The organism is Chryseobacterium shigense (assembly GCF_900156575.1).
Classification (GTDB): domain Bacteria; phylum Bacteroidota; class Bacteroidia; order Flavobacteriales; family Weeksellaceae; genus Chryseobacterium; species Chryseobacterium shigense.
Genome location: NZ_FTNY01000006.1, coordinates 123,344 through 140,139 on the forward strand (window position 1 = coordinate 123,344; position 16,796 = coordinate 140,139).

Consider the following 16,796-nt stretch of genomic DNA (forward strand, 5'->3'; position numbering starts at 1 on the left):
TGTAAAAGTAATGTGGGGATATTTTATATTTGTAATAAAAATATAAAATATGTCTTCACAAGTTGTTAAAGAATTATTCAGAAGCAAAGACCCTATAATGTCAGTTATGGGATTAAAAAATTTTGAATTTGATGAAGCTTTAAAAAAAATTGGGCAGAGTATTCAACATCCTGCTGGAAAAAGTCTTCTTTTGGAAAAGAATCTTCTTCCTAAAAGTTATGCTAATATTAGAAACACAAGACAGACATATTTTACAGACAATTTAGAGGGGGAAATTGCTTGGATGTTAAAAATATTAATAATCAATAAAAAGGAATTGTCTTTTTTTATTAAAAAAGAAAAAGAATTTCAAGAACAATTATTGCTTAATAATTACGTCAACACTTTTAATATTATAAGTGAGATAAATGAAAAAATTTGTTTTTCCTATTGGGCAATGGAAAATATTTTTTCATTAAAAGATAAAAGTAAGGATAGCAAAGAGAACTGGGAATTTCTTAAAGAAATAAATAGTAGTGTTAATAATAATTTAACATTATTATTTGCTGAATTCTTTAGCAAAAAAGCAGAAAAAGAAGTTTCTACCCTACAATTTAAAAGAGAGTTAGAAAACATCATTAATGGGCTTAATGAAAAAGATACAGAAACTTTCATTTTTAAACTGGGAAGTATTTATTTTAATAATTTTAAATATGTTGAAGCTTTAACATTCATTGAGAGTACATCTTCTGTAATTGATCAATATTTATTTTTAATGGATTTATTACTCTATCTCCATTATGAAAAAAAGCATCATTCTTTAATAGTCAAGGTTTTAAATGAACTGATCAAAAATGGTTTTAAAGACTCAAGAATTCAAAGACTTTTGGAATTAACTTCAATTAATGTACCCATACAAGATTTTAATACTAAAATTCTTGAATTATTTGACATCTATTCTTTAGGTAATTATGATGAAGCATTGCTTGAGGTAAAAAAACTACTTAAAGAAGAACCATCATGTATAGAATTATATGAAATTTATATAAAAAGTTTAATTGAATTAGGGTTAGGATTTGTTGAAACACAAATAAGTCAAAATATAGACGATATTTTGGCAGCATTATATATTCTATATACAAAAGATAAGAGCTTTTATGATGCAGAAGAAACTTTAATGAAGTCATACTTAAGCTTCCCAAAGGTAAATTTTTTTAAACAATTAATTTCTCTAACATTAAGTTTGACAGGCTCTGAGCTAAATAATGGTTTTATAAATAAAAGTTACTACGTTAATTCAAAATATTCTAATCCAAACCTGTTAATGGGTGATAATATAGATAAAGGTTTATATTTTCCTGAGAATTTTTTGTCTAAGTATTTATCTCTGAAAATCAATTACTTCATAGGAATAGGAGACATTGAAAAATTAGATGAACTCAACTTGCAAATCCCTACTAATAAATTGGCTATTTATAAGGCTCGAATTGGTTATAACTATCAGGATAAATTTGATCTTAATTTGTTGAGAGATCTGAGTAGTAATTTGGCTTTGAATATTTTATTCGAACAGGAAATACTAACATATTGGTTTAAATATTATCTTAATAATAACTATATAGGAGAGTTAGTTGGACTATTGGTAGACGCTTATTTTAAAAATCCTTTCTTATTAAAAACTTTGCGAATTGATTCTTTGATTAGCAAAATAATCAGTGAAGATTATATCTTAGAAAAAACAGATATTAACTTACCAATAATTTTTTATATCGCAAATTCTGAAGATTATTTCCAATTCGCATCTCTTGATGTTTACCTAAATTCTTTAAATATTGAAAAACCATCAGAGCTTTTTACTTCTCAAGATGATCCTGAAATTAATAAGAAAGTATTTTTATTGGAAAAAATTTGCAATTTAAATGTTTTAAACAACTTTTATTTAGTTTTTGAAAATGACAAGGATGTTCTTGATGAAAGAGTTAATATTTTAAGGATTCTTATTTCTATCAATGATAAAAATTCTGATAAGTATTTTGAAGAAATAGCTGTATTATCAAGAAAAAAGAAAGTAGATAGTACTATTCAGAATTATAACGATGGAAAAATAAGTCTAAACTTTGAAAGAATAAAAGAGGAGAATATTCAAAGTTTGGAGACTAGCTTTAATAGATTTATAAAGCTTAGAGACTACTCAGAAAAGAATGAATTGAAGGTAATCGAAGGAGATGTACTTATAAAAAGAATTTTAGATGAATTTATTAATAGGGAAGATAACTTTCAAGATGCATCCTTCGTAGCTTTTAAAGCCATCTTTTTGGAAATGGTAAATGTATTTTTGTTTAGTAAGGAACATGGTTTAGATGGAGATTTAAGCACGAGAATAAGACATGGTGTATTAGAAAATAAACTAAGAATTGTTTTCCTCAATAATAATATTATTTCAACTAAAAATAATGATGTTTATATTGACATTGAATATTGGAAAAATATGTGTGAAACTCTTAGCTACATTAGTGAAATTTCAACTTCCATTCAAGATTCATTAAAGAGTTTTTCAAAAAAAATTGATGATTTAATTCTAAAAATTAAAAATGAATATATTCAGATTATTTCTTATAAACACAATTCGAAAGAAAAGGCTTTATTTAACTATACATTCACAGAAGAATATCTGTGGATTGTCTATAAAAGTATAAAAGACGAAGTTTCTGATTATGCAGAGTTTCAAAATATCTCTTTTGATATTTTAAAGTCGCATACAGAAAGCTTGTTGGAAAATATTTCAACTATTATCAAAAATGAACTGATTAATGATTTTATTGAATTGATTAACTCATTTGAATTGGAAATTGATTCAATTCCACATATAGGAGGAGAGGTTCTTTATGAATTAAAACAAAAAATAAAATTTGCTAAAACGCAGATTGAAAATGAATTATTAGAAGTTTCTAAATGGTTTAAATTAACTTCTTTTTTTGATATTTATACTTTGGATATAGAGACAATAATATTAACAGCACTTGAAATAATCAATAATGATATTGATGTAAAGATTAATCCTAAGTTAATTTTGCCTGAAGATAATTACCTAGTTGAAAAAGGGTATTCTTATATAGAAATTTTTAAAATTTTAATTGAAAATGCTGTAAAACATTCAAAAGTAAGTATTTCAGAATTAAATTTAGAAATTACTATTAATGAACCTATTTTAATTGATAAAGGCGATGACAAAGGTATTGAATCAATAATTCAATTCTCTATTTCAAATAATATTGATAAAGAAGTATCTGAAAACTGTAATATGGAATTTATATCTAATAATTGGAACTCATCTTTAATCAATGTTAATATAGAAGGAGGAAGTGGATACCAAAAAATCAATAGAATATTAAAACATGGAAATAAAATGAATAGTAATATAAGTTTTGATATCAATGATAAATTTAAAGTTAATTTTACTATTCACTCTAATTACAAATACATTGAAAATGAAAATTGAAGTTTTGCTAATTGAAGACAATAAAACAAAAGCAAGTGATATTAATTCTTTTTTGTCTAAGAAATTTCCATCTGTTGAAATTACTATCAAAGAATCTTTAACATCTGGACTAAGAGATTTATTTTCCAATGATTATAAATTTCTTTTGTTAGATATGAGTTTGCCTACCAGAGAAGGAGCAATGAGTAATACCATCAATAGTTTTGAGCAGTTAGGTGGGCATAGGATTTTAAGTGAAATGAAGAGAAAAAAAAAGAAAATCCCTACTATTTTGATAACAATGTTTTCAGAATTTGGAGTAGGAGAATCATTTCTTGATATTAACAGTTTAGATATTATTATGAGCAAAGATTTTAATGATTTTTATAAAGGAGTGGTTTTTTATTCATCTCAAAATGATGATTGGAAGATGTCACTAACTAAATTTGTAGAAGATTTACTATGAAAGTCCTAATTGTTGATGATAGCATTCACAAAATTGATGCTCTTTCCAAGTATATTAATATTCATTCTCCCAATTCTTTCATAGATACTGCTGAAAGTATAACGAATGCACTTAAAATTATTAAAGACAAAGAATTGATTTATAATTTGATTATAATAGATCAATATCTACCCCAAAGAAATGGGGAAAACCCAATTCCTGATGGAGGCAAAAAATTGTTACTTGAAATTAACAGAACTTTAAAAAATAAAATCCCTAATTATATAATTGGATTTTCTCAATATGATAATTCTGATATTGAGTTCTCTATGGTTTGGAAGGTTATTAAGTTTGAAATTGATTCAACTGATTGGCAACAACCATTTTCAGAACTTTTAAATCATGTTAAAAATAACAAGTTCAATAAAGAAAATGAACCTGTTTTACCAATTATATTTGTTGAAGGTTCTACAGATAAGTTTTATTTAGAACAGACCATTATAAACTATTTTCCTGCTGTTATTGATAAGCTTTCTATTAAAACACAATCAGGTGCTGGATCAAACTGGGTTGCAAACCAATTAGTTGCTTGGTCACATAGTATGTTCAAAAATACAAATGGTGATTATATTAAGGCTATAGGATTATTTGATTATGATGATTCTGGAAGAAAGGCTAAGAGGGATTTAGAACTTAAATCTTTCACTGACAATCAGAGAAAAACATTTAAATCTTTTCTACTTGCACCAAAATATAATCAGACTATATTAAATTTTTATAAAAAAGGATGTAAAATAGATGTTGATATTGAAGCTCTGTTTGATATAAATATTATGAAAGATGCAGAGAATCTCCAATATTTAGAAAGTAGAAATCCAATATTCGTAGAAGCACCTAGAGATTGGTCTCAATTAGAAATAAATGCAACGGAATTTCTGACTGGTAAAGGTTTTTCTCAGGACGAATTATTATATCTCAAGAAAGTTAAACAGTTTTCCAAAGAAGATTTTTTAAAATTAATTAAAAATCAAAAAAATATAGAAATTTGTTTGAATAACTTTAAATTGTTGCTTGATGATTTATTAGTAGAATTGGATATCCAGATTGAATAGATTTTTTTAATACTAATTATTTTATAAAAAAAAATTTTCCAGAACTTATTCTCATGTCACCCTTCTCAACATAGTACCCCCAACCATGTTGGAATGGGGAAATACCCCCTACCTTGTTCTGAGAAAACAAGTTTTTCAGGCAGATTTAACTTTAATTGAAAGTAAAGTTTGATTTTCTGTAAGCTTGTTTCTCAGAGAGGTCATTCATTAACTCAAAAACTTAAAACAATGGTAAGAATTATCAGTTGCAAAACAAGAACAAAAGAAGATGGAACAAACTTTTATCTTCTAGAGGTACAGGAGGGTGGTATTGAAATGGTATTAAGCAAAACAACAGGTCAATACTATGCCACAGCTAAAAGAGCTGCTATATCAACTACATTTGATGAATTAACCTGTAAAGGACTTGTAGGAGAAGAAATGGGAGGAAGAATTGTAAAAGTTCCTACAGAGCCTTATGCGTACACTATTAAGGAAACAGGAAAAGAAATCATGTTGGAACATAGGTATTCCTATTTACCTGATGGAGTTTCAACAGAAGAAGAAAAGCTGTCTTTAGAGTTGAAAAAACCATATCCAATAAGACTGAGCTTGAAGAAGCAATCTAAAATCTAAATGTCCATTTTATGTGGGAGTCTTATTTACTCTTGCACAGAATGTACATTTTTCCTTTTAAGAAAAGTAAGAGTTTTTGCAAGAGTATATATACTACAAAAAAAAATTCTTACTTTTTAATTTCTTATATGTCACGTCCAAAAATCTGGAGCTTATTGCTCAGTAGGTTAGGGATACTGGGGGTAACCCAGATGTACTTTGGTTCGAGCCCATTTGGGACCACAGTATAAGCCACTTACAGTAATGTGAGTGGCTTTTTTATGTTGATTAAGAAAATTGAAAGAGGTTGTTTGAACGAGATAGAATAAAACCTGTCAAAATAAAATAGCCAAGCTTACCTTATAAGGTGGAACCAAAAGTAAATAGCATAGGAGATACAATGTTGTAGTAGAACACCAATAGACTGTTCATATTTTTGTATATTATTTCTTAAAAGAACGAAAAATGACAAATCTTGAAATTGTAAAAAGTACTTACGAAGGAAAAACTTCAGAAGAAAACAGGGCAAACCTGGCCATTTATGCAGATGATCGTATTTTCTGGACGGAGGCAAAGGGTTTTCCTTATGCAGGAACTTATGTTGGTTTGGAAAATGTAGTAAAACATGTATTCAGCCGATTGGGAAGTGAGTGGATCGATTATAAATTTACTCCGGAAGACTATGTATCTGGTGACGATAAAGTCGTAGCCTATGGAACTTACACAGGTATAAATAAAATGACAGGGAAACAGCTTGAAGCTAGAGTAGCGCACATCTGGAAATTAAAAGATGGCAAGATTATTAGTTTTGAACAGTTTGTAGACAGCCAGACCGTCAATGATTCAATGAAATAAACTATTTAAAAGATTAAGTCACTTGTATGAAAACATACAATAGAAATCAAGTGGATCTATAATAAAAAAGCTTCTGACTGTTCAGAAGCTTGAATTTAAATCAATATATCAGATTATTTTCTGCTTATTGGCAGTAAGCGGAATCTATAGGTCGGCAGACTCCGTCAGCACAGCAAAATTTTATATTGCAATACCGTTGTTCATTACAATAGGAGAGGCCTCCTTTGATTGTTTTTAAATGGTCTCTTGAAACTTTCTTTAAATTTTTCATAATATTTTAGTTTGTAATTAGTCACTAATGTATGAATAATTTAAATATGATGCATATTTTTATTAAAGTCTTCTATTGAACTATTTTTTCAGGATTTACCAAAATTAAATCATTATTTATTTTCCACCACCACTGTTTTTCTCCACATCGGTCTTCGTATTCCCCTTTACCTTCTGATTTCCAAAACGCTTCACGAAAGAAAGTGAAAATCCATACCAATCCGATCTTGTTGCGGTTCTGGAGGTTCCTTCCTGGCTGTAACTTGTGGAGTCAAAATTAGGTCTGCCGAAAATATTCATCAGCTGAAGACTCACTTCCATTTGTGTTTTAGGGAATATTTTGGTCGCAGAAATATTATGGAAAATATTCGTTTTATTGGCGTATGAATTTCCGCTATTCTGGTTAGAAAGCTCTGCCCAAACGCTCAGATTAATATTTTTGTTGAACAGGTTAGTGTACGATAAATTAGCAGAGGCTCCCAGATAGTTGATGTATTTTTGACCTTTCAAATCATTGATTTCATTAAAGTCATGATTATCAATATAGTACCATCCAATTCCGACATTTACATTCAGCTTGTTTTTCAGGAAAGTCTGGTTGGTATTGGCAAAAAGGTAATATTTCTGCACTTTTCCGTTGAAATTATCCGGCAGGGTTACCAGTCTGCCGTCTTCCTCAGCTAAAGACGTCCAATAATCCTTATCCGTATACATATACCTTGCGGAAATGAAATATTTTTTAAGAATTCCCAGCTTCATATACACCCTGTGACTCGGGTTCGGTTCCAGATCCATATTTCCACGGGAGAATGTTCCGTCATTTGTAGGAACAAGAAAAGGATTGAATTCTGAGTACCAGGGGCGCCAGAGATTACGGTTGTATGTCAGGGTCAGATCATACTTATTAGAAAAAGAATATTTCAATAATATATTGGGAAGCAAAGTACTGTAGGAATCCTTTCTGTTTTTCCCGGATACATCTTCCCTCATTTTATAATCGATATATTCGTAACGTACCCCGACTCTTGTTTCCAGTTTCTCGAAGAAGGTTTTGCTGTAGTTCGCATACAGGGAATTGATATTGTCCTCGTAATGAAAAACATCATTGGTACGGAGATGATCCGCATTATTTCCTGAAAGCGTATTGGGGATCACATTATTATTGAAATCCATTTTTCCCCCCACTTCAAAGCTGCCGCCTTTTCCCAGAGGTTGGGTATAATCGACTTTGATGTAATAATTTCGGGTCTGCTCATGAGAATTGATTCCCAGCTGAGTTATTTTTGAATGATCGCTGTATGTTTTTAAAAATTCATTGAGATTTTCCTGAGAATTATAATTGGAACCTAGATTGATATCCAGAATCCTGTTTTTCTCCTTATCATAATACTTATAAAAAACATTCGTCCCCAGCGTGCGGTAGCGCCCCGTTACATCCTGATCCTGATGATAAGATTCCGGCTGAGCATTATCCCTTGTTCTCAGGAAATCCGCATCAGAAGTGGAAGAGTTTTTACTTTGATAATATTCCAGAATGACACCGATATTGTTTTTGTCATTCAATTCATATTCAGAAGTAGAGGACATCGATGGGCTTTTGCCACGTCCCAAAGTTTCATTGCTGCTCTGGGTAATATCATTATCCTTATACAGCATATTGAGACTGGTGTTTTTCTGAAAATAGGAATTATCACTATAACTTCCAATCAGAGTCTGAGTGAAACTTTTTTTATGGTAATTCAGGTTGAGGTTCGTATATTGAGAGTTTTTGGCATTCTGTCTGTTATTAAAGGTCACGCTGCCTTTCATCCCTTCATCATCCCTTTTTTTAAGAACAATATTGATAACTGATCCTGCCGTTTCGTAGCGCGAGGACGGACTTGTGATCACTTCAATTTTCATCAGGTTATCCGCCGGAATAGTTTTAAGATATTCCTTTAATTCCTTCCCCGTAAATACCGATTTTCGGTCATTGATATAGACTGTAACAGATTCACCTTCAGCTTTCACTGCATCATTATTATCAATACTTACCAAAGGCGTCATTCTCAAAACGTCCCAGGTCGTATTTCCAGCCAGAATAGAGCTGTTGGATACATTAAAGACCGTTCGGTCTGCTTTAGATTCTACCGTAGGCTTTCTTGCGGTCAGAGTAACCCCTTCAATCTGATTTTCCTTCTGCTTGATGGTGTCGTTTTTAGCCTGTGAAAAGACCAGAGATCCCATCAGTAAAGCTGCCGAACATATAATTATCTTCATTCAAAGTGATATTTCACCTATAAGACACTTGTTGTAGGACATTTGTTACATTAAAGTGAAAAAATAAATAAAAAGTTAATAAGAGAAAGTCAATAATGTAATTTTCAGGTATTTTAAATCAATGCATTAAATCTGTGTTTTATCCTGAAAAATAAAGTAAACTACCTTCTTTGTTCGTTCATCTGTTTACATAAGTAATCTAATCCTTATATTTATTATTCTGATTTAAACGTTAATGATCAAGATTCAGAACAAAACAACAACGGAATGAATTTAAAGAAACAAATGGGGCAGTTTCCCAACGAAAAAAGAAAAAGATATTTTAATACACTATCCAATTATACCAGCGGGAAATTTCAGAATATCCTGCCTACCCCCGCATTGCTCGAAGGACAAAGTATGACCAAATTACTTTTCCAGACCCTGTGCAAGATAGAGAATGTAACCCCCAAATTACCCATCCCATTTGTTGTAACAGATCTGAAAAACCTTCAACCAAAAGAAAATACCCTTGTATGGTTCGGACACAGTTCCTATTTTATACAAATTGATGGCAAAAAGTTTCTGGTAGATCCGGTGTTCAGTGGGAATGCTTCTCCGATGCCCGGCTCTATCAAAGCATTTTCTGGTTCAGATCACTACAAACCTGAAGATATGCCCGATATCGATGTGTTGTTAATTTCTCACGACCACTGGGATCATCTGGATTATTCAACCGTTCAGAGCCTGAAAGATAAAGTAGGTAAAGTCATCTGCGGATTGGGAACAGGACAGCATTTCGAGTACTGGGGCTGGGAACCCGAAAAAATAATTGAAAAAAACTGGTGGGAAAGCATTGACTTGTCGGATGGTTTTAAGATCACACTGACTCCTGCAAGACATTTTTCAGGAAGACTTCTGAACAGAAATATTTCCCTTTGGACTTCCTTTGTGCTGCAGACTCCATCCAAAAAACTTTTTCTGGGTGGCGACAGCGGTTATGGAAATCATTTTACAGAGATCGGTGAAAAGTACGGACCTTTTGATCTTGCCGTCATGGAATGCGGTCAGTACAATGAAAAATGGCCCTACATCCACAGCCTGCCCGAACAGATTATTCAGGAAGTACAGGAACTGAAAGCCAAAAACTTTATTCCCGTTCATAATTCAAAATTCAAACTGGCCCAACATCCTTGGTTTGAACCTTTGGAACTTGTTTCAAAATATGCGGAAGAAAACAGTATTCCGGTTACTCATCCGATGATTGGTGAAAAAGTAAATCTGGATCAGTTGGGAGAAGTGACCTGGAAGAAATGGTGGCAAGATCTGATGTAAGAAAAACAATGCTGTTTCAATGATTTTATTGAACATGATACGATCATAAGCTTATTTAAAAAAAGACTCCGGCGGCCCAAAGGGCCGCCGGAGTCCATCCATGATCAACTAACTTAAAAAATATCTATGGTTCCTTATGATCTACTTTGGTATGGATGATATCATAGTAGACCGAAGGATTTCCTGCATCAGGAGTGATTCTGTAGGTAAATTCAGAACTGTTCAGCGTCAGAATATCAACGGTTCTGGTGAAAAGTACGTTACCGTTCGCGTCCAGAGCGGTGATTGTTCTCTTCTTGCCGTCCGGAGAAATAGACCATGTTCCCTGGGATCTCAGCACATTATTCAGCCCGTAAATGGTAAAAGTACCATTCGCTTTAAAATAGGAATATCCAACAAAACCGGAAACACTAGGATCGGTTAAGGCTACCGGATTTCCGCTGCTGTTTTTAGCACCTGTCGTTTCCCACGGGGTAGAAGCCAAATTAAGCTGGCCATTAGCAGGTTCGGCATGAGCCGTTTTGGTATGGATAATATCGTAATAAACAGAAGGATCACTTGGATTGGTGTGAATTCTGTACGTGAATTCATTGTTGTTCAGCACCAGAATATCCACAGAACGGGTAAAGATGGTTGTACCGTCTGGGTTCAATGCGGTGATGATTCTGGTTTTTCCCAGCGGATCTACAGACCATGTTCCTCTGGATCTTAAAACGTCATTTAATCCGTAAATCACAAAATTTCCATCGGCTTTAAAGTAAGCAAAACCTACAAACCCGTTTACACTGGCATCGTTGAGGTTTACAGGCTGACCGTTCTTGTCTCTTGCTGCCGTAGTTTCCCAGGGAGTGGAAGAAAGTTTCTGTGAGGGAGTGATCTGTTCCATGACCATATTGTCGTTATCAGAACATGATACAAAAGCAGCAGATAAAAGCATTGCGGTCAGCAGGTAACATAATTTTTTCAAAGTATTCATAATCTATATTTTTTATTCTCTGCAAACATATTCCTTATGAAAATCAAAACGTTGTACGAAACATCTCTTTTGTTGTAAAATGTATAACTCCACCTTTCAGATGTTGATAAATTAACAGATAACAGAGGTTCATAAACAGATTCCTCTAATTATATCCGCTTAAAAAACTATTTTTGAGTATGAATAACAGAAACCGCGGAAAAAATACGGGTGATGATGTGATGTTCGGTTCACAGAAACAGGTTGATAAGCTGAAAATGGCGGTTCAGGACATGATGTATTTATTGAGCAGAGACTACGCAGAGAAAGCTTCCTCTGAACTCGTAGGAAACCGATACAAGCTGAAAACACGTCAGATTCAGGTATTGCGCGGGGCTTCTGCATCTGAACAGCAGATACAGCATAGAAAAAATAAACAGCTGGAAGTTTCGGATCTGAAAAACAAAATCCTTTATCTGGATGGTTTCAATGTATTGATTTTAATGGAAAGTTTACTGTCCGGTGCTTATATTTTTGAAGGAGCAGACGGATGTTTCCGCGATCTTTCAGGCGTTCACGGAACGTATAAAAGAGTCAATCAAACTCAAAAAGCGGTGGAATTGGTTGCTGGATTTTTTCAGAAAGCTGAGGTACAGAAGCTCGTCTGGATTTTTGACAAACCGGTTTCCAACAGCGGACGGATTAAAGAAATCGTCCTTGATTTTGCAGAAGAAAACAAACTGAACTGGGAAGCAGAATTGGAATTCAATCCGGATAAGTTCTTAGCAGAAAATTCAGAAATTGCCGTGTCGTCAGATGCATGGATTCTTGACCACTGTTCAAAATGGTTCAATCTCATTGCACATCTGATCACAGAGGAAAAGCTGGATGCTAATCTCATCAAAATGGTTTAAGAATGAATTTATTTATACCTTATATTCCATTAATTTCAACGTCCTGGAAAGAAAAATACCAGGCTATTCTTGCTGAAGAACATCTGCAGGCGATGGAAAGCAATATCAGAAAATTTCAGGATAATACGCTGGAATGGGAGCTTCCATATTTTAATGAAGAAATAAAATCGGACCGAACGGAAAGTTTTGAACTGTTCATCGATATATTCCAAAGCAACGACTCCGATGAGGTGAAAGCATCACGACTTGAAAATATCCCATTTGAGCATTGGCTGGATATTCTGGGGCAGCGCCTGACATCCGCCAGCATCCGCGATGAAAATGCTGTTCCGCCTTTAAAAGAGATGTTAATCAAAGCCTGCATGAAACCCTTTAATAATGAAATTACCATTGCACAGAGAGCCTGTGAAAAGCATATAGGAAGAATGGATGATCAGTTCTGGGGCGAGATCAAAGGAAATAACCTACAGAAACAGAAAAAAGTGATGGAAAAGATCAACTATATTCTGGACAACAGAACCTGGTGGAATGTTTTCTATCATTATAAACATGAGCTTGTTTTTGAAGTCAGGGAAAAAGAAGGTCACGGAATCCGGTGGAGCCACGGCGGGAAACAGCTGATCGGTTTTCTTGAAAAATTTCTCAACGAATAATACATAAAATTTCAGTGCGTAAAAAGATTGCGTACTGCGCAGATAATTTTGCAGATATAAACTGAAGATATGAATTTTTCAGATCAAAAATTTTCGCAAAACGAATGGGAAACATGTCTCAAGGTATTGGATGCTTTGAAAGACGATCCATTCCTCAATCCTGACAATAAAACATTTTCAGGATTAATCACGAAAATTCATAAGAACGCAAAAAAGCAGAACCGCCAGGAAAATTATTCCAGAATGAAATCTCATGATCTCGCGGTGAGTTCTGATGCTGTCCTAATGCAAAAGGCATTGGCAGGTGCTTCAGCTTTCTATGATGAAGAAAAAGAGGAAACGAAACTCACTCCGCTTCAGATCCCAAAAAACTGCTACTGCTGTAACCAGAGCTATCAGTATGCCCATTCTTTTTACACAAGACTTTGCCCGAAATGTGCCGCAGAAAACTACGAAAAACGTTTTGAAACGGCAGACCTCAAAGGAAGAAATGTTATCCTGACGGGAGGAAGAGTAAAAGTAGGATGGGCCACCGCACTGAAACTGTTGAGAAACGGGGCCAATTTGGTTTTGACAACCCGTTTTCCTGCATTAGCGCTGGAAATGATGCAGCAGGAAGCAGATTACGAAGACTGGAAAGAAAGACTTTGGGTATACGGTTTGGATTTGAGAAATCTTAAAGCGATACAGGATTTTATAGATTTTTATAAAACCCGTTTTGATACACTGGATATCCTGATCAATAATGCCGCTCAAACCATAAAATATCCGGATGAATACTATCTTCCGATCATCAGTCGTGAGAAAGAAAAGTGTTTTGAATTTAAAAATAGTCAAAATCTTTTCCCCAATCAGACAGAAATTTCAAGCGAAATTGCAAAACTTGAATATGCTCAGAACGATGAAACTCCGGTGGCGCTTACCCGTTTCGGACAGCCTGTGGATAACAGAGAAAAAACCAGCTGGAATTCTACACTGGAAGAAGTTTCCCTATATGAACTGGTAGAGGTGAATCTGATCAATCATATCGCCCCTTATTTTCTCATCAAAGAGCTGAAACCTTTGATGAAAAACTCAGCATTTCAGGAGAAATTCATCATCAATGTAACCTCTTCTGAAGGTATTTTCAGTTACGATAATAAAACTATATTTCATCCGCACACGAATATGACAAAGGCAGCTCTGAATATGATGACGCTTACCTCAGCAAAAGAATTTGAAAACGATCAGATTTATATGAGTGCCGTGGATGTGGGATGGATTTCTACAGGTGCGAAAGAAAGCCTTCGAAAGAAACAGTTTGAGCAGGGATATATTCCGCCACTGGATTCTGTAGACGGAGCTGCGCGAATTTTGCATCCGGTCGTTGAGGGAATAAAAGGAAATTATTACAGCGGAGTACTGCTGAAAAATTATAAAATAAATGCCTGGTAAAAGGAGAAACGTTAGCTCAATGGAAGAGCGCTGGTTCGGCAAGCCAGAGGCGCAGGTTCGAATCCTGCCGTTTCACAGAAAAATATAAAGAAAGAAATAGTTTAACCCGGAGAAAACCAGCTTCTAAGAGGCGAATTATCGGTTCGAATCCGATTTTCTTTCTGTTTTTTACCATCAAAAAATAAAAGCCATGTTGAAAAAGATATTTGATTTTTTTAGAGAAAACGGTCCCGTTGAAGAAATTATAGTTGTTCCTGTCCCACAGGAAAGTATCCTTCATTTTGTAGAAAACAGGAATGTTCCCGAATCATCTGACATTAAGCCTTACCTAAGAAAAAGTTCAGAGGCAAGAGAAAAAATCAACAACCTGGAAGAACACACCAAAACCTATAAAGAATACTGTCTGGAAAAGACAAGCAACCAGCATACCCTGAAAGCACACGGATATAAGATCATTGATAAAGATGGAAGTACGGAAACCTTTAGAATCTATGGGGACGGCTTTATTTTTCACGGTGAACATAAAATCCTCCGCATAGAAAGTGACCATTTTGTGAAATACATCCAGCAGGAATACAATCCCATAACCCAACTGACAGAAAATGCATACGACTGATCCCATCACAAGATATAAAGTATTCTCCGCGGAAGACCTTCCGGAGACGGCTTTTGATGACCCTGTGACTGTAGAAATATATGGCAGAAACATCACATGGGACATTGAAGAACTGAACGGAACCCTGCTTCTGCGTGGAGAAGGATGTCAGTTTCCAAACCTGAAAACAGTCAAAGGATCCTTGTCTGTAGATGCAGCAGACTGCTCTCTTCCCCATCTTAAGACGGTAGAAGAAAACTTCACCCTTCATTGTTTCGCCCAAATATGGGAGCTGGAAACAGTAAAAGGTCATTTCAAATGCATCATAGATTTTGATTTTAAAAAGCTGGCAACGATAGGAGGAAATATTTCCCTTAAAAAAGCTAATGTCATTGCAAGAGGTAAAAAACTGGTGCAGTCCAGAATCGTCATCCCGATCAATCATCAGTACGAAGTGGAATTTCTTCCGAAAGAAGGTATTTTTAATATAGATATTTTCGGGAACGATATTATTATTCCGCACTATGAAATCCGTGGAAGGATTAATGTTTACGGTAAAAATGTATCTTTTCCATACCTTGAATTTCTTCAGGGACAGATCAATATGGAATGCCGTGACAAAACCGGGCATTATTTTACCCACGATTTTCCGGAACTGAAGAAAATAGTCGGACACCTCAGATTTGAAAAGACAAAAGCTTCTTTTCCGGTACTTCAGGAAATCACGGGAAATATTCTATTGGAACAGGGTTGCTATGCAGATTTTCCATTGCTGGAGACTTCAGGTAACATTTCTGTTAACCGTAATTCAGGCGTAAGATTTCCATTATTGAAGAATGTGAACGGAAATATTCAGATTCAGGGGGAAACCTGTCATTTTATATCTTTGGAAAAAGTAAAAGGAACGTATAAAACCCACCAGACGATTGCCCCTAAAATTCAGGAAGTCGGGGATCTGGAGATGCATACTTCTTTGGAACTTGACCATCTTAAGAGAATTAATGGAAGGCTGATCAATGCATTTAAAGTTAATTTTAAATCTCTGGAGTATATTAATTTTTTCGGTGATGAAAGACAGAACGGTTCCCGTCTTCCGGCATTGAAGCAAATTAATTTTTATCTGTACCAGAAAGACGATCATTTTGAACATCTGGCTAAAAATATTTATTTTAAGATCAATGACAGGATGTATCTTTCCAAAGATAAACTGATCCTTTCCGGAGCGTCTTTCAATTATGTGGTGCATCAGCAGAATTACACCATCCGGAAACTGGTTTCTATCCTGAAGCTGCGTCACAGCAGTTTTCAGAACTTTATGACGAGAGAATATGAACGCCAGTGGACGAGGTTTGAAACTCCGTTTTTTACCAAAATTCTGGAAAAAATAGAAAAACTCTGGAATATAGTGGAAACCATACAGTTTGAAGAATTCTTCGAATCTACGGACAGAAATCTGCGTCTCTTCTGTTTTAATTATATTGGAGTCGGAAATCTGATGAATCGCCTGGAAGCAGAAAAGATCAATGAAGAAGAAGTGGAACTGAATTACAACGAATATGATCAAAACGGAAATAAAACCAAGATCAGAAGAATCAACCGTTATGAGGTGTATAAAATTGAAAATAAAAAATTAGGAATTTATACATGGCGTGAAACAGATAAGTATTCCTACGCTGTAAAATGCTGGTGCCCTTCCACAGAAAAGGAACACTGGCTTTGGATAGAACAGGAATATAAAGGAAATGCACTTACCGCCATCGCATCTACTTTCAGGATACATGAAAACATTATTCCACACATCAAATGTCTGAAAAGACAGGGCGATCTTCTGATCTGTGAACTGGAAAGGGAAATTACACCACGCGGCTTTCCCAGAGCGCTCACCGCTTCAGAATATTTAAGTCTGCTGGAAGTGGAAGCATAAATAAAGAAACAGTAG

Annotated in this window: 14 protein-coding genes and 1 tRNA gene; 12 read left to right on the forward strand and 3 right to left on the reverse strand. The window is 34.3% G+C overall.

Going from position 1 to position 16,796, the window contains the following annotated elements; translation table 11 throughout:
• The first annotated feature begins 49 nt into the window (after nucleotides 1–49).
• The 5 genes from BW964_RS19145 to BW964_RS19165 all read left to right on the forward strand — a co-directional run bounded on the left by BW964_RS19145 (nucleotide 50) and on the right by BW964_RS19165 (nucleotide 6,463).
• A complete protein-coding gene (locus BW964_RS19145; protein ID WP_076509676.1) occupies nucleotides 50–3,478 on the forward strand; it encodes a tetratricopeptide repeat protein in 3,429 nt (1,142 codons plus the stop codon).
• On the forward strand, nucleotides 3,468–3,923 hold the full coding sequence (locus tag BW964_RS19150; protein ID WP_165789163.1) for a response regulator: 456 nt from the start codon (nucleotides 3,468–3,470) through the stop codon (nucleotides 3,921–3,923). Before BW964_RS19145 ends, BW964_RS19150 begins: the two co-directional genes overlap by 11 nt.
• On the forward strand, nucleotides 3,920–5,014 hold the full coding sequence (locus BW964_RS19155; protein ID WP_076509680.1) for a response regulator: 1,095 nt from the start codon (nucleotides 3,920–3,922) through the stop codon (nucleotides 5,012–5,014). The genes BW964_RS19150 and BW964_RS19155 overlap by 4 nt, the downstream gene beginning before the upstream one ends.
• 228 nt (nucleotides 5,015–5,242) lie before the next feature.
• Entirely contained in the window at nucleotides 5,243–5,629 is a 387-nt protein-coding gene (locus BW964_RS19160; protein WP_076509900.1) for a hypothetical protein, read from the forward strand.
• Nucleotides 5,630–6,073: 444 nt separating this feature from the next.
• The gene (locus BW964_RS19165; protein WP_076509682.1) at nucleotides 6,074–6,463 is read left to right on the forward strand and encodes a nuclear transport factor 2 family protein; all 390 of its coding nucleotides are present in this window, start codon (nucleotides 6,074–6,076) and stop codon (nucleotides 6,461–6,463) included.
• 124 nt (nucleotides 6,464–6,587) lie between these two features.
• Here BW964_RS19165 and BW964_RS22935 read toward each other — a convergent pair whose 3' ends face one another.
• Both BW964_RS22935 and BW964_RS19170 read right to left on the reverse strand, forming a co-directional pair.
• Complete coding sequence (locus BW964_RS22935; RefSeq protein WP_449384817.1) at nucleotides 6,588–6,734, reverse strand: bacteriocin-like protein; 147 nt, start codon at nucleotides 6,732–6,734, stop codon at nucleotides 6,588–6,590.
• Between the two features lie 116 nt (nucleotides 6,735–6,850).
• Nucleotides 6,851–8,992 carry an outer membrane beta-barrel family protein gene (locus BW964_RS19170; protein WP_076509684.1) on the reverse strand — a complete coding sequence of 714 codons (2,142 nt, stop codon included), beginning with the start codon at nucleotides 8,990–8,992 and terminating at the stop codon, nucleotides 6,851–6,853.
• 267 nt (nucleotides 8,993–9,259) lie between these two features.
• On the opposite strand from BW964_RS19170, the gene BW964_RS19175 reads away from it, so the two are divergent.
• A complete protein-coding gene (locus BW964_RS19175; protein WP_076509686.1) occupies nucleotides 9,260–10,306 on the forward strand; it encodes an MBL fold metallo-hydrolase in 1,047 nt (348 codons plus the stop codon).
• A 124-nt stretch (nucleotides 10,307–10,430) separates the two neighbouring features.
• Here the strand turns inward: BW964_RS19175 and BW964_RS22755 are convergent, their stop codons facing one another.
• Nucleotides 10,431–11,282, reverse strand: a complete 852-nt coding sequence (locus BW964_RS22755) for a DUF4822 domain-containing protein (protein WP_076509688.1) — start codon at nucleotides 11,280–11,282, stop codon at nucleotides 10,431–10,433.
• A 179-nt stretch (nucleotides 11,283–11,461) separates the two neighbouring features.
• Here BW964_RS22755 and BW964_RS19185 point away from each other — a divergent pair, with 179 nt between their 5' ends.
• The 6 genes from BW964_RS19185 (at nucleotide 11,462) to BW964_RS19210 (ending at nucleotide 16,781) form a co-directional block, all read left to right on the forward strand.
• On the forward strand, nucleotides 11,462–12,175 hold the full coding sequence (locus tag BW964_RS19185) for a DUF434 domain-containing protein (RefSeq protein ID WP_076509690.1): 714 nt from the start codon (nucleotides 11,462–11,464) through the stop codon (nucleotides 12,173–12,175).
• A 2-nt stretch (nucleotides 12,176–12,177) separates the two neighbouring features.
• Entirely contained in the window at nucleotides 12,178–12,828 is a 651-nt protein-coding gene (locus tag BW964_RS19190) for a hypothetical protein (RefSeq protein WP_076509692.1), read from the forward strand.
• 69 nt (nucleotides 12,829–12,897) lie between these two features.
• On the forward strand, nucleotides 12,898–14,262 hold the full coding sequence (locus BW964_RS19195; protein WP_076509694.1) for an SDR family NAD(P)-dependent oxidoreductase: 1,365 nt from the start codon (nucleotides 12,898–12,900) through the stop codon (nucleotides 14,260–14,262).
• 5 nt (nucleotides 14,263–14,267) lie between these two features.
• Nucleotides 14,268–14,337 (forward strand) — tRNA-Ala (locus BW964_RS19200).
• Nucleotides 14,338–14,452: 115 nt separating this feature from the next.
• Nucleotides 14,453–14,878 carry a hypothetical protein gene (locus BW964_RS22235; protein WP_084176030.1) on the forward strand — a complete coding sequence of 142 codons (426 nt, stop codon included), beginning with the start codon at nucleotides 14,453–14,455 and terminating at the stop codon, nucleotides 14,876–14,878.
• Nucleotides 14,865–16,781, forward strand: coding sequence for a hypothetical protein (locus BW964_RS19210; RefSeq protein WP_076509696.1), 1,917 nt, complete (start codon nucleotides 14,865–14,867; stop codon nucleotides 16,779–16,781). The genes BW964_RS22235 and BW964_RS19210 overlap by 14 nt, the downstream gene beginning before the upstream one ends.
• Nucleotides 16,782–16,796 lie beyond the last annotated feature (15 nt).

Bases quoted from the DNA above. Each gene is read 5' to 3' on its own strand.
- BW964_RS19145 (WP_076509676.1), top strand. From the start codon at position 50: ATGTCTTCACAAGTTGTTAAAGAATTATTCAGAAGCAAAGACCCTATA.
- BW964_RS19150 (WP_165789163.1), top strand. From the start codon at position 3,468: ATGAAAATTGAAGTTTTGCTAATTGAAGACAATAAAACAAAAGCAAGT.
- BW964_RS19155 (WP_076509680.1), top strand. From the start codon at position 3,920: ATGAAAGTCCTAATTGTTGATGATAGCATTCACAAAATTGATGCTCTT.
- BW964_RS19160 (WP_076509900.1), top strand. From the start codon at position 5,243: ATGGTAAGAATTATCAGTTGCAAAACAAGAACAAAAGAAGATGGAACA.
- BW964_RS19165 (WP_076509682.1), top strand. From the start codon at position 6,074: ATGACAAATCTTGAAATTGTAAAAAGTACTTACGAAGGAAAAACTTCA.
- BW964_RS22935 (WP_449384817.1), bottom strand. From the start codon at position 6,734: ATGAAAAATTTAAAGAAAGTTTCAAGAGACCATTTAAAAACAATCAAA.
- BW964_RS19170 (WP_076509684.1), bottom strand. From the start codon at position 8,992: ATGAAGATAATTATATGTTCGGCAGCTTTACTGATGGGATCTCTGGTC.
- BW964_RS19175 (WP_076509686.1), top strand. From the start codon at position 9,260: ATGAATTTAAAGAAACAAATGGGGCAGTTTCCCAACGAAAAAAGAAAA.
- BW964_RS22755 (WP_076509688.1), bottom strand. From the start codon at position 11,282: ATGAATACTTTGAAAAAATTATGTTACCTGCTGACCGCAATGCTTTTA.
- BW964_RS19185 (WP_076509690.1), top strand. From the start codon at position 11,462: ATGAATAACAGAAACCGCGGAAAAAATACGGGTGATGATGTGATGTTC.
- BW964_RS19190 (WP_076509692.1), top strand. From the start codon at position 12,178: ATGAATTTATTTATACCTTATATTCCATTAATTTCAACGTCCTGGAAA.
- BW964_RS19195 (WP_076509694.1), top strand. From the start codon at position 12,898: ATGAATTTTTCAGATCAAAAATTTTCGCAAAACGAATGGGAAACATGT.
- BW964_RS22235 (WP_084176030.1), top strand. From the start codon at position 14,453: ATGTTGAAAAAGATATTTGATTTTTTTAGAGAAAACGGTCCCGTTGAA.
- BW964_RS19210 (WP_076509696.1), top strand. From the start codon at position 14,865: ATGCATACGACTGATCCCATCACAAGATATAAAGTATTCTCCGCGGAA.